The sequence below is a fragment of the Rhizobium sp. R634 genome (genome assembly GCF_002211305.1).
In the GTDB taxonomy this organism is placed as follows: Bacteria; Pseudomonadota; Alphaproteobacteria; order Rhizobiales; family Rhizobiaceae; genus Rhizobium.
In genome coordinates this window covers 34,679-46,866 of sequence record NZ_LOKW01000001.1, presented here as the reverse complement: position 1 = coordinate 46,866, position 12,188 = coordinate 34,679, and the positions used below count along the sequence as shown (strand labels likewise).

The 12,188-nt window shown below is 56.7% G+C and carries 11 protein-coding genes and 1 pseudogene; 7 read left to right on the top strand and 5 right to left on the bottom strand.

The annotated features are described in order from the left end of the window. Window position 1: 1 nt before the first annotated feature. From ATY77_RS00215 to ATY77_RS00200, 4 genes are all read right to left on the bottom strand, one after another. Complete coding sequence (locus ATY77_RS00215) at window positions 2-1,000, bottom strand: alpha-ketoacid dehydrogenase subunit beta (protein ID WP_088685564.1); 999 nt, start codon at window positions 998-1,000, stop codon at window positions 2-4. Then, on the bottom strand, window positions 1,000-2,031 hold the full coding sequence (locus ATY77_RS00210) for a thiamine pyrophosphate-dependent dehydrogenase E1 component subunit alpha (protein WP_088685563.1): 1,032 nt from the start codon (window positions 2,029-2,031) through the stop codon (window positions 1,000-1,002). The genes ATY77_RS00215 and ATY77_RS00210 overlap by 1 nt, the downstream gene beginning before the upstream one ends. Beyond that, window positions 2,032-3,357, bottom strand: a complete 1,326-nt coding sequence (locus ATY77_RS00205; protein ID WP_088685562.1) for an NAD(P)H-dependent oxidoreductase — start codon at window positions 3,355-3,357, stop codon at window positions 2,032-2,034. It abuts the gene before it with no gap. Between the two features lie 331 nt (window positions 3,358-3,688). After that, window positions 3,689-4,654 (bottom strand): sugar-binding transcriptional regulator, encoded by a 966-nt coding sequence (locus ATY77_RS00200; RefSeq protein ID WP_088685561.1) that lies wholly within the window; start codon window positions 4,652-4,654, stop codon window positions 3,689-3,691. A 387-nt stretch (window positions 4,655-5,041) separates the two neighbouring features. Between ATY77_RS00200 and ATY77_RS00195 the strand changes: the two genes are divergently transcribed. The 7 genes from ATY77_RS00195 to ATY77_RS00165 are packed head-to-tail and all read left to right on the top strand — an operon-like array spanning window position 5,042 to window position 11,755. Continuing rightward, window positions 5,042-6,598 carry an extracellular solute-binding protein gene (locus tag ATY77_RS00195; protein WP_088675448.1) on the top strand — a complete coding sequence of 519 codons (1,557 nt, stop codon included), beginning with the start codon at window positions 5,042-5,044 and terminating at the stop codon, window positions 6,596-6,598. A 4-nt stretch (window positions 6,599-6,602) separates the two neighbouring features. Next, complete coding sequence (locus ATY77_RS32300) at window positions 6,603-7,550, top strand: sugar ABC transporter permease (RefSeq protein ID WP_141103890.1); 948 nt, start codon at window positions 6,603-6,605, stop codon at window positions 7,548-7,550. Window position 7,551: 1 nt separating this feature from the next. Next, window positions 7,552-8,394, top strand: coding sequence for a carbohydrate ABC transporter permease (locus tag ATY77_RS00185; protein WP_020919817.1), 843 nt, complete (start codon window positions 7,552-7,554; stop codon window positions 8,392-8,394). Between the two features lie 4 nt (window positions 8,395-8,398). Further along, the gene (locus tag ATY77_RS00180; RefSeq protein WP_088675446.1) at window positions 8,399-9,442 is read left to right on the top strand and encodes an ABC transporter ATP-binding protein; all 1,044 of its coding nucleotides are present in this window, start codon (window positions 8,399-8,401) and stop codon (window positions 9,440-9,442) included. Further along, the gene (locus tag ATY77_RS00175; RefSeq protein WP_088685560.1) at window positions 9,442-10,416 is read left to right on the top strand and encodes a sugar kinase; all 975 of its coding nucleotides are present in this window, start codon (window positions 9,442-9,444) and stop codon (window positions 10,414-10,416) included. The genes ATY77_RS00180 and ATY77_RS00175 overlap by 1 nt, the downstream gene beginning before the upstream one ends. A gap of 33 nt (window positions 10,417-10,449) precedes the next feature. Then, window positions 10,450-11,142 (top strand): hypothetical protein, encoded by a 693-nt coding sequence (locus ATY77_RS00170; RefSeq protein WP_088685559.1) that lies wholly within the window; start codon window positions 10,450-10,452, stop codon window positions 11,140-11,142. After that, window positions 11,135-11,755 carry a hypothetical protein gene (locus tag ATY77_RS00165; RefSeq protein ID WP_088685558.1) on the top strand — a complete coding sequence of 207 codons (621 nt, stop codon included), beginning with the start codon at window positions 11,135-11,137 and terminating at the stop codon, window positions 11,753-11,755. The genes ATY77_RS00170 and ATY77_RS00165 overlap by 8 nt, the downstream gene beginning before the upstream one ends. A gap of 234 nt (window positions 11,756-11,989) precedes the next feature. Here ATY77_RS00165 and ATY77_RS00160 read toward each other — a convergent pair. Then, window positions 11,990-12,106, bottom strand: a pseudogene (locus ATY77_RS00160) (4Fe-4S dicluster domain-containing protein); the annotation flags it as partial. Window positions 12,107-12,188: the final 82 nt, after the last annotated feature.

The window sequence follows — 12,188 nt, the reverse complement described above, 5'->3', positions numbered from 1 at the left end:
TCTATCGCACTCCCCTCACAAGATCCCGGGCTGCATTGAAAATGTCAGGGACTTGCGGAACGGCAGCTTTCTCGAGCTCCGGATTGTACGGAATCGGCGTTTCGGAGCCGCCAAGGCGGACAATCGGCGCATCGAGGTAGTCGAATGCGTCGCTTTCAGCGATCATCGCACTTATTTCTGCACCGACGCCGAGTGTTTTGACGCCCTCATATACGCAGAGAAGCCTTGTCGTCTTCTTCACACTTGCGATCACGGTCGCTCTATCGATCGGACGCACCGAACGGAGATCGATCACTTCGACGTCGATCCCCTCAGCAGCCAGCTGTTGGGCTGCCTCGAGCGCCTTATGAACCATGATCGATGTCGCCACGATACTAAGATCTTTACCCTGTCGGCGGATCTCCGCCTTGTCGAGGGGAACCGTGTAGTGACCTTCCGGAACCGGCCCCTTCATCTTGTAGAGGAGCTTGTGTTCGAAGATCATCACCGGGTCGGGGTCGGCGACAGCGGCGAGCAGCATGCCCTTAACATCATATGGGGTTGCCGGCTGAATCACCTTCAAACCTGGGACATGTCCAAGCCACGCCTCCAGGCTCTGGCTATGCTGAGCAGCCGCCCCGGTCCCTGAGCCGGCTGGAAAGCGCATGACAACCGGCACGGAGACTTCGCCGCCGAGCATGTAGCGCATTTTGGCGGCCTGATTAACGATCTGCTCCATCGCCAGAGCGGCGAAGTCTGAGAACTGAAATTCGAAGATCGGCCTCAGTCCGGTCATAGCAGCACCGACCGCGACGCCTGCGCCGCCAAGTTCGGAAATCGGCGTGTCCATCACGCGGTCCGGTCCGAACCTGTCGATGAGATCGCCGGTGACCTGAAAAGCGCCGCCGTAGACACCGATGTCTTCGCCCATCAGGATGACGCGCTCGTCCGCTTGCATCGCGATCGCCATGGCTTCTTGGATAGCTTGGGAGTAGCTGAGCTCTCGAACCGTGGTATCCATTACGCTTGCTCCGTGTAGACGTTATCGGCCAGACCGGAAATCTCGGGCATCGGGCTTTGTTTGGCGAATTCAATCCCGGCCGCGATTTCGTCCTCGACGGACTTGCGGATTGCCGCAAGTTCAGTGTCGTTCGCGATACCGAACTCCCGGAGCTCTGCTTCGAACCGGGCGATTGGATCGCGGTTGCTCATCCAGTCCTCGATTTCGTCTTTCGTGCGGTAGCGATTTCGGTCGCTTTTCGAATGACCTCGGTAACGATAGGTTTTGCACTCGATGAGCGACGGCCCCTCGCCGCGCTTGGCGCGCTCGACGGCGTTGTGAGTGGCTTCTGCCACCTCCGAAAGCACGTTCCCGTCGACAATGACGCCGGGCATGCTGTAAGCGGCCGCACGGTCTGCAATATTGGCAACCGCCGTCGATCGTGCGGTCGATGTCGACATGCCGTAACCATTGTTTTCGCAGACGAAGATAACGGGCAGCTTCCAAACGGCAGCCATATTCAACGCTTCGTGGAACGCACCTTCGTTGTTCGCGCCGTCGCCAAAAAAGCAGACGACGACCTTACCGGTCTTCAGGCGCTTCGATGTCAGAGCGGCACCGACAGCTATAGGCAAGCCGCCCCCGACAATGCCGTTTGCGCCGAGATTGCCGGTCGTAACATCGGCAATATGCATGGAACCGCCGCGGCCAGCACAATAGCCGGTCGTCTTGCCAAAGAACTCCGCGAACATGCGTTTGACATCCGCGCCCTTGGCGATGCAGTGACCATGGCCTCGGTGGGTCGAGGTGATCTGATCCTGTTGCGTCAGCGGGAGGCAAACGCCCATAGCGCTGGCTTCCTGACCGATCGACAGATGCATCGTCCCGTGGATGAGACCGCGTGTGTAGCTTTCCTCAGCGCCTTCTTCGAACTGGCGAATGAGGTGCATCTTTCGAAGAGCGTCCAGCAGCTGGTCGCGGGTATATTGTCGGTAGATGAAGGGGAGATTGCTGGTCTCGGCACTCTTCATCGCTCTTGCTGAGTTCGCCATTTACGCCTCCCTGCCGTAGACGAGAGCGTCTTGCCGAGCACGCAAGGCGGCTAGACGAGAGCCTTCCGCGACCGATGCGTTGCTGTAGGTAATCAGTTCACCCTTCTTGATCGGCGCGGTCACTTTGCCTCCCTGCAGCATTCCGCATGGAATAGCAGAGGCGTTGCGCGCTTCAGGCGCAGTCATGATCCAGGCGCGGTAGCAGTACTCGCCGATTGCATCGAGCTTGTCGCCAGGCTGGAGATCCTTCTTGGCCACCGCACAAACCTCGGCCACAGGAGTGGACAGAGGGACCATGTCGGGTTTCCCGTAAAGAACCACACGGGCACAGGTGAGCGGCACTTCCAATGAGGTCAGGTGATATGGCCGGTGGAAGGTGAAATACGGCCCCTTCCCCATCTTCAGATCTTCCATGCGCTCCGAGATCCGCGGATGGGACATATCCGCAACGACGAACACACCAGGGGCGACACCCTTTCCGATCGAATAGTCGACAACACCTGCCTTCGTCAGTACGCCGCCGTCCTTTTCAGGCACGAGAACCTTCGACAGTTCGTCAAGCGTGGCCGCCGGACCATGCATGCCGGGCTTATCCGGCACTAGACCTGTTGCGTTTGCGATGGCGGCCATTTCCACCATTGTTTTAGAGCCGTCGACGAATTCGACAAGCATACGAACGTTCATGTTCCGGCGGGCTGCTTCTTCGGCGTATTGGTCCGGGACCGCATCGATGTTCAACGGGTTGTTTTTGCCCTTGCCTGCCGCAACGATCGGATGCCCCATCGCCGAAACAAACTCGATCAATTCGAGGCAAGACGATGGCTCGTCTCCCGCTCCAAGCGAATAGGTAACGCCAAGCCGCTCAGCCTCACTTTTGAGATAGGCGCCGATCGTAACGTCGGCTTCGACGTTCATCATCACGAGATGCTTGCCGTGCTCCATGGCTGCTAAGCCGATCTCCGCACCGACAGCAGGCACACCGGTGGCATCGACGACGACGTCGATCAAGCCGCTGTTCAGAATATTGGCGGAGTCGGCTGTGATGGCGATCTTGCCCGACTCGATCGCATTGTTGAGTTGATCAGCACTGGCGGCTTCGCGATGATGACCGTCTGCCCGGTAAGCAATATCAACGGCCTCGCGGGCACGAGTGACGTTGAGATCGCAGATTGCCCCGATCTCGATACCCTGCATATGGGCGACACGGGTCACGATATCGGTGCCCATCTCCCCGCTTCCAATCAGTCCAATGCGAATAGGCTTTCCCTCGGTCTCTCGACGCATGAGATCGCGTGCAAGCCCGGTTGGCGCAACGTTAATGGGCATTCCATTCCTCCCGAATTCATTCGAGACAGATTGGTAATGTACATTTGTCATTCAGTCAATCAATATGTTCTGAATTTGGCATTCAGATGCCGCCAACGCTTATCATGCGCGGAAAACAAGAACTTTTGTAACTCGATCGAACGTAAATGATTATCCCGCGGGCAGGCGAAAGCCGGCAACAGCGTGCCGCGGCCGTGATTGACTTTGTTGCTGATCTGGATTGCGCGCGATCTGCCCGCGGGCGTGCGGGATAGTGCGCAGGCTACAACGCGCACACTATCGCAAGGAATAGGAGAGCGCCACTTCCGGTTCGGCGCTCCGTGGGATCGACTTACACTGACGCCAGCAGGGCGCCCGCAGTCTGCTCGTCGGTTACCAAGGTTGTTGGCTTTATTGTAACAAGGCAGGCACGAAGCGCTGCCAGCTTTTCTGGTCCACCCGAGATTAGGATGCGTTCCGGTGTGCGCCGCAACCGCTCGAGGTTCACTGATATGACCCGAGCATTAACCTCGTGGTCGATAACGTTGCCGTCCTTGTCGATGAAATTATAAAGCACGTCTCCGACGGCGCCGGCGTCAATCAAGGAGCGACGGTCAGCCTCGCTCAAATACCCGGTGCGATAACTCGTCGTCAGTGCAGAGATCCCACCGACCGAGAGAAGTGCGACGTCGAGCTTATCCGCCATTTCGAAAATCGCGGCAAGGCCGCATCTTTCCAGCAGCGCATGCTTTGTCTCGGGGCTATCCACCACTGCCGGTGCAGTCACGAGAAAACCCTCGCCTTTGAAAAGCTCTGCGAACTGCCAGGCAAACTCGGCAGGATTGAAGCGACGCGCGGCTGAAATGCCTCCGAGCAGTGAGACGACGCGAAAGTCGTCGAGGGCGGCCCCTGCAATAAATGGCAAGGTATTATAAAGGGTGCGCCCCCAACCTACGCCAACGATCATGCCCGAATGCATCAAACCGGTAATCAGCGTTCCGGCTGCTGCTGCAATGACCTTCGTTGGGTCGCCTTCAGGATCGGCGAAGGGCGCAACAATGACCTGCTTGATCCCAAACGTCGTCTCCAACTCTCTTTCAAGAGCGATCATATCGGAAAGAGGCGAGGAGATGGTTACACGCACCTCGTTGCGGCGACGCGCTTCCGCCAAGAGTCGGACGACCATTACCCGATTGATGCCCAATTGAGCGGCGATGTCCTGCTGCGTGTAATTCTCTATGTGGTAGAGCCACGCGACTCGCGCTCGCAGCCTCTCAGAATCACTCTGAACCATGGCAACTGGAGGCGTGATCTGCATCTAGCTTCCTTTCGGGTGCATTAAGGTTGGCAGGTGACATTGGCACGGAAATCAGCGCTTTTCCCGCGATGTCGGCGCCCGTCCCAAATTCATGAGTTTCGTTACAAGATTTATCTCGCAGTGCATAGATCGGCAAGAAATAGGCGCATTCGCCCTACCGCAATGCACAAAGATATCCAAACAAAACACGATGTTCATACGCAGTCCTGGAAACCATGTCCAAAAACTGGTTGACAGCGGGGCAATATGAACACATTGTATTTTTTGTTAGCAAATGTTCGCTTCGAGCGGATGGTGCTAGGGATGGACGCGGAGTGGAGGCCGCACCGAAACAGTCTTGCCTCCATTGGCATTCAACTGGTTTATTCAGATTGGGAGGAGTACAACATGACAGTCTTAAGTTCGGGCGTATCGCGCCGCGGATTCCTGAGGCATTCCGCAGCTTTCGGGCTTGCTGCCGGCGCAGCCTCTGCCCTCAGGCTGCCCGCATTCGCGCAATCGGGTCTGCCGGATATCCAGTCGGTTTTGGACAAGATTTCCGTTAAAGATTATGTCCGCGAGGACTACCGCAAGCTATACAAGATGTCGGACGATCCACTCTGGGACCCAGCGAAAGACTGGATCCGTACGGTGGATTGGGAGAAAGTTCGCTCGGAACAGAGCGGGAAAACCGTCAGGTTTGCCGTAGGCGCTGCCGACCAGGAGTCGGCTGCCGAGGGGCTGAAGCCCTTTGAACAATTGTCGGGCATCAAGGTCGAGCTGGTTCCGATCCCCGACGACAGCTTCTATGACAAGGCGGTTTCCGAATTCATTTCCGGAAACGCATCCTTCGACGCCCTGCAGTTCTTCTCGCCGTGGCTCGGTGATTTCGCCGGCCCAGGCTTCCTTGCCGACCTCAGCGAATATGCGGACAAGTGGAAACTGCCGCTGGACGACTTCTATGATACCTATCGTCTGAACTACGGCTACGTCGGCGGCAAGCTGGTCGGCATCCCGTTCGACTGCGACGTTCAGATGGTGCATCTGCGCAAGTCGATCATGGAGAAGATACTCGGCGGCCCCATTGATCGTGCCCAATCCGTGCCAAGCTACGACGAACTCATTCGCGTCACGGCCGAAGCAAACAAGCTCGGCGGCGGCGTAGCAGGTGTTGGCTTAATGGCGGCCCGTGGTTTCTGGGCAACTTACACCTGGGAGCATATCGCGGCGCAAGCGGGTCTGACCTTATTCGACAGCCAATGGAATCCGCAGCTCACAAGCGACGCCGGGATGAAGGCCATGGATATCATCATGGCTCTGCAGAAAAATGCCATCGAAGGCGTATCGGGCGCCGGCTGGGGTGAAAACCGCGCCGCGTGGCTTGGCGGACAGGTGGCAGCAAATATCAGCTGGCAGGACAGCGGCACCCAGGCCATGCGGCCTGATCAGTCGAAGATCGTCGATGATTTTGTTACGATCTACGAGCCCCGCATTTCCGGCGGCGTCTTCGCTCCGCCGAATATTGCCGGATCGACCTCCTGCGTTGCAGCCACGTCGCAAAACCCCGAGGGCGCGTTCCTTATGCTCGCATTCCTCACGACTTCGTCTATCATGGCGATGAACGAAGCGAATGCGAATGGTGTTGCTCCGGGCTACCGGTCCGTTCTTGCCAACGAGCGTCTCCGCGCTGTCAGCCAACCTATGAAGGTGTGGGCGGACAGTCTGGAACACGCCTGGTGCGCGCCGCGCATTCCTGGGATGTTCGAGATGGAGCAGGCGCTCGGGAATGAAATCAACCGGGCGGTCACCGGTCAGATTTCAGGGAAGGAAGCCCTCGAGAACGGGCAGAAAGCCTGGAAGAGCATTCTGGAGAAGAATGGCTTCTCCGGTGGAAGCGCACCGATTGCTTACTCGGACGCAGAGCCAGGCCTCTATGTAGGCAAGGGCAAGGCACTGCCTTTCTAAGATCATGACACATTCAACTCAAAGACTTGAAACGGAGGCGGCGTTCGCCGCCTCCAACGTAAAGTTACCCGCAAGACCTCGTCCCCGTTCGGCTACGGCGAGGAAGGTCTTCCCGTATCTATTGGTTGGACCTGCTGTAGCCTACCTACTCGCGATCACCCTGTATCCGGGTCTTTTCGCGATGTATCAAAGCCTCTTTGTCGTCAAGTTCGTCACTTGGTCTTGGGTCGGGCTCGGCAACTACACACGGATCATCCAGGATCGTGAATTCTGGGCTGCTTTGGGTAATACCGCTCTCATCGGCGGCATATCCCTGGTCCTGCAGTCGGTGATCGCGATGGCTGTGGCCTTCTTCTGTTACCGCGACCCGTTTGTCCGCGGATGGCGCATCATTTTCCTGATGCCGATGCTGTTCATGCCGTCAGCCGTGGCCTTCATCTGGAAGCTCGCATTCAACGATGGCCGGGTGATCTCCGATATTCTGATGTCCATCGGAATAGTCTCCAACAATGTCGACTGGCTTGCCTCTATCTGGCTGGCAAGGCTCACCCTGATTGTCGCGGACGTGTGGCAGTGGACACCGTTTCTTTTCATCATCTTCGTCGGAGCCCTTCAAGGCCAGGACGAGGAAATCGAGGAAGCGGCTCGACTGGACGGGGCAAGCTGGAGCAGCATTTTCTGGAACATTTCATTGCCGATGATGAGACCTATCATCGTGGTTGCCGTAACGCTGCGCGGCATCGACATCACGACGATGTTCACAAACGTCTACATCATGACCCAGGGCACGCCGGGCGGCGCAACGGAGACGATGAGCTACTTCATCTATCGTCAGGGCTTCAGGATGTTCAATTTCGGATACGCGTCGGCGGCATCGGTGCTGATGCTGATCTTCACGGTCGTCATCGCCCAGACTGTCGTCAAGCGCGCATTCAAATCCGGGAAATCATGATATGGCCAGCATTCGAAAAAACGGCGGTGAAAGCCTCCTTCTTCGCTACATCATCCTTGTCGCCTGGGCGCTTGTTTGTCTTGTTCCGATCATCTGGTTCCTCACAATAGGGTTCAGACCGAGAACTGAGATCATCGTGCCAAGGCCGATCTACTGGCCGACGTGGAGTCTGGACGCCTGGCGCCTGCTCGTCAGCGACTGGCCGATCGCTTCCTATCTGCGAAATTCGGTGGTTGCCGTCGCGGGCTCGGTCGTCATTGATCTGATCCTGGCAATTCCCGCAGCCTTCGCGTTGGCTCGTTATGAGTTCCGTGGCCGAGAGGACATCGGTTTTTACATCTTGTCGACGCGTATGATGGCGCCTGCCATCGTTGCGGTTCCGATCTTCTTTCTGTTCAAAAATATGGGTTTGCTGGATTCCGTCTGGGCTTTGATGCTCATTTACGCGGCCATCAATCTCAGTCTCGTCACCTGGATCATTCGCAGCTACATGCTGGATATTCCCAAGGAATTAGAGGACGCGGCACGTACAGACGGCGCCGGAGACCTGACTATTCTTTGGGAAATCATGATCCCGGCTTGCCTGCCCGGTATCATCACCGCGGCGGTTATAGCAGCGATCTTCGCTATCAACGAATTCTTGTTCACCCTTCTCATCGCATCGACCTCCAAGGCTTACACGATGTCCGTTGCGCTTGCCAACTTCACCGGCGGCTCCGACGGGGTGATCTACAACGCAATCGCACTCGTCTCGTTCCTCGCATTCGCTCCGATCTTGATCCTCGTCATCCTGATCCAGAAGCATCTCTCGCGCGGCCTGACCATGGGCGCTGTGAAAGGATAATTCCATGGCTTCTATTGAACTTAAGAACATCGTGAAGAGCTTTGGCTCCTTCTTTGGAGTCCAAGATGTCTCTCTCGATATCGCCGATGAGGAGTTTCTGGTTCTTTTGGGGCCGTCGGGCTGCGGGAAGACCACGACCATGCGCATGATTGCTGGTCTGGAGCACCCGACGGGCGGAGAGATACGTATCGGCGGCAATATTGTGAACGAGATCGATGCCCGCGATCGAGACGTTGCGATGGTTTTCCAGGGCTACGCCCTGTACCCGAATATGTCGATCTACGAGAACATCCGTTTTCCCCTCAGAATGAGGCGCATCCCCAGGGACAAGCATGACAGCCTAGTCCGCAAAGCCGCGGATATGGTTGAGCTTGGGCCTTTTCTGGAGCGTAAACCCGGCGCGCTTTCGGGCGGCCAGAGACAGCGCGCTGCGCTGGCGCGCGCTATCGTCCGCCAGCCGCAAGTCTTTCTCATGGACGAGCCGCTTTCCAACCTCGATGCGAAGCTGCGTGCCAGCATGCGTGTCCAGATCAAGCACATGCAGCGCGACCTGAAGGTGACCACGGTTTACGTGACACACGACCAGATCGAGGCGATGACGCTCGCTGATCGGATCGTGATTATGAACAAGGGCATCATTCAGCAGATCGGCACCCCCGATGAGATCTATTCGAATCCGGCGAATACCTTCGTAGCCGGCTTCATCGGCTCGCCGCCGATGAACCTGGTGTCTGGCACTGCAGATAATGGGGTTTTCTCGGCTGCCGGCCTGAAGGTCGCCTGCCCTGCAAAGCTATCCGGTCAGGTTACCCTCGGCTTCCGGCCGGAGGATTGCGTGATCGGCGGCGAAAATCTCCACGGCACGGTTTTTGGCGTCGAGCCCACCGGTGATATCACCTACCTGTCCGTCCGCACTCCAGAGAAGATCTTCGAAATCAAAGCTGGCCGGGAATTCCGTGCAAAAATAGATTCTTCCGTATCGATCGGGTTTGATCCCAGCCGGCTTTACTTCTTCGACAGCGATGGCAACAGGATCGGAGCCCAGTGATGTCGGCGACCTTTGATTTCAGCTGCGTCGGCTTTTACACCTTCGATGCTCTTTGCCGACCGGTCGCGGAAATCCCGGCGGGGGGGCAGACCCTTTTCGTGGAGGACTTCACCTTGGCCGTATCCGGCGCGGCCGGTTCGGCGGCGATCGTGGCCGCCAAGTATGGCCTCTCGGTGCAAGCTGTCGGCGGAGTGGGCTATGATGATATGGGTGACTGGGTCCATATGAAGCTGCAGTCTTTCGGCGTAGACACCACGATGATGCGGCGCTACGAGGGCTACACGACATCATCCTCAATCGTGACGACACGGCCGAACGGTCAGCGACCGGCACTTCACAAGCGCGGTGCAACCGACGCATTCTTCATATCAGATTCGGAAGTGGATCGGGTTCTGGACACCAAAATCCTGCATGTGGGCGGTGTCGGCCTGATGAATCGGATGGATGATTCCGGTCGTACCGCGGAACTTATGGCGGAAGCGCGCCGTCGAAGTGTGATCACCACGCTTGACGTCTTCGCTTCAACGCCGGCCGACCTTCCCAAAATCGAAGCTCTGTTGCCTTATACGGATTATTTCCTGCCTTCTGAAGAGGAAGCGCAAGCACTTTCCGGATTGACCCACAACAAGGACCTGGCGACTTTCCTTCTCAGCAGAGGGGCGAAGTGTGTCATTCTGACTTTGGGTGCCGAGGGCGCCTACTATCACGACGAGACGGGATTGGAGTTCCACTCGCCGGCGTTCCAGGTCGATGTAAAGTGCACATGCGGCTGCGGTGACTGCTTCAATGGGGGGTTCGCGAGTGGATTGGTAAAGGGACTGTCGCCTCGAGATGCAGTCGAACTTGGTCAAGCGTCCTCCGCATTGAACGCTACAGGCCTGGGAAGTCAGGCCGGCGTGACCAATTATGATGCGACTCGCGCATTTATTAAGGCGACACCCCGGCGCGAACTGCGATATGATATTGTGGCATGACAGAGGCGCAGTGAGGCAAGAGGGTACATTGGCATGTCGCCAGATTTCGCTCCACGAACGACGCAACTGAAGGACGTTTTGAGGTCGTTGCGTTATACCCTTAAAAAGGGGCGCGACACGGTGAAGGAGACTGCGCCCCGCCGGCTCCCAACACCGGCATCGGGCATCGCGCTTTCCGCACTTGGCGAGATTGAGGTCCTCGCCCGCAATGTCGATCATTTCATGTGCAATTTTGCACATTCCGTCTTGAGCGATTCCGCGGCGGATACCGAAGGACTGCGTGAGATCGCTGCCTCTTCGCGGCCCGACTATAAGTTTTCAGTCGCTTATTATCAAACGATGAAACTCGTACTAAGCCATCTTGGTGCGAAGAGAGCGTTGGTTCGCCAAAGTGCCGGCCGCCGGGCCTTTGTACGACTGAGCCAATCACAAGATGTCTTCGAGCTTGCGGCCCAGTTAACATTGCACCTCGCGGATGACGATTCGATAGTGGTCGATCAATTGGACGATCGATCACCCGTAACACTCTCCAGCATTACAGTCGTCGCGGTTTTTGCAGCAATGCTCTCATTGCTCGCGGTATCAGACGAAGCCGACAGAGAAGCGATCATTTCCGCCGCAACCGATCTTGCCGCTGCTGTCCAGGTGAAGATCCAGGATCTATATCAGCAAAAAGACATATCGGCTCTGGCCTCGCTTCTGAAACGGTGCGCAAGCCATGTTTGATTTGTCCCGATCCGTGCACAATCTGCCTCGAACCAATAAGCCGCTGAGGGTGGCGGTGAGGCAATTACATTGGTTTAAAGCAGCCTTTCATGCACACGCAGCGCTCTGCGGGGGATCGATAGGATGCGATTTCGCCATTGATGACGTGAAGCTAGCGGGAGCATTCGTTCGTTGGCTGGATAATGTCGATCGTCAAAAGCCGAAAGAGAAGGCCGAACGACGCGCGTTTTTCCAATTTGTACCCTCTCTCGTTCTTCGCGAATTAGTGGTGGACATGCCAATAAAGGCTGCGCATGCCCCGGCGCGCGTCGATCCCAAGTCGGCAGCGGCGTTCTGGCCTGAGGGATATGTGGCCACGACATTTTGCCTGACTGTCTATGCTGCCACGATGGACCAGGAATTTCACATGGACGTCCACGTCAGCCAGATGGTCGACGATCTTCGCAGCTGGTGGTCCTTTCGGGAAAATGCGGACCAGGACATGGACTACGCGGCGGGCTTTTTCCAGATGTTGCTCGGCCAGCAACCTAACTGGTGGATGCCCAGCAATTTCTGCGCTCGGACGCGCTCCGTAGATGACGTCGACAACACCAACGCACCGCCACCAAACTGAAGTCCAGGTTCTTTCAAAGCGGGCAATTTGAAATGGCCAGGCTGGAATATCGGCCGAATGCTATGCTAATCTGTTCCAGCAAAGCTTCAAATATTCGGGCCGCGTTCATTCGCTATATACATACGGCGAATGAGCTTTCGGAGAGCTGATGCTCCTTTCATAAAGAAGCATTTGAGTGCGTCCCATACGGCTATCGAATTGCGAAGATTAGAACTCTCCTCGGAAAGACGTTCATTAGCCTCGCGTTTCGCCAGTTCCAGATCCGCAATCATATGGCATCCAGTTTATGTTCTGGTTCGGGTCCCTGACGTAGCAGGTCTTGGAGTGCACGCAGTTCTGGGCGTTGATGACGAGGTCGCAGCCGGACATAGGCCGGCTTTGCGTCATCGTTCAGAAGAAGGTCGGCACCAGGTTTGATTGGGCGTCCTACCGC

Coding starts and splice junctions, on each gene's coding strand:
- ATY77_RS00215 (WP_088685564.1), bottom strand. CDS start 1,000: ATGGATACCACGGTTCGAGAGCTCAGCTACTCCCAAGCTATCCAAGAA.
- ATY77_RS00210 (WP_088685563.1), bottom strand. CDS start 2,031: ATGGCGAACTCAGCAAGAGCGATGAAGAGTGCCGAGACCAGCAATCTC.
- ATY77_RS00205 (WP_088685562.1), bottom strand. CDS start 3,357: ATGCCCATTAACGTTGCGCCAACCGGGCTTGCACGCGATCTCATGCGT.
- ATY77_RS00200 (WP_088685561.1), bottom strand. CDS start 4,654: ATGCAGATCACGCCTCCAGTTGCCATGGTTCAGAGTGATTCTGAGAGG.
- ATY77_RS00195 (WP_088675448.1), top strand. CDS start 5,042: ATGACAGTCTTAAGTTCGGGCGTATCGCGCCGCGGATTCCTGAGGCAT.
- ATY77_RS32300 (WP_141103890.1), top strand. CDS start 6,603: ATGACACATTCAACTCAAAGACTTGAAACGGAGGCGGCGTTCGCCGCC.
- ATY77_RS00185 (WP_020919817.1), top strand. CDS start 7,552: ATGGCCAGCATTCGAAAAAACGGCGGTGAAAGCCTCCTTCTTCGCTAC.
- ATY77_RS00180 (WP_088675446.1), top strand. CDS start 8,399: ATGGCTTCTATTGAACTTAAGAACATCGTGAAGAGCTTTGGCTCCTTC.
- ATY77_RS00175 (WP_088685560.1), top strand. CDS start 9,442: ATGTCGGCGACCTTTGATTTCAGCTGCGTCGGCTTTTACACCTTCGAT.
- ATY77_RS00170 (WP_088685559.1), top strand. CDS start 10,450: ATGTCGCCAGATTTCGCTCCACGAACGACGCAACTGAAGGACGTTTTG.
- ATY77_RS00165 (WP_088685558.1), top strand. CDS start 11,135: ATGTTTGATTTGTCCCGATCCGTGCACAATCTGCCTCGAACCAATAAG.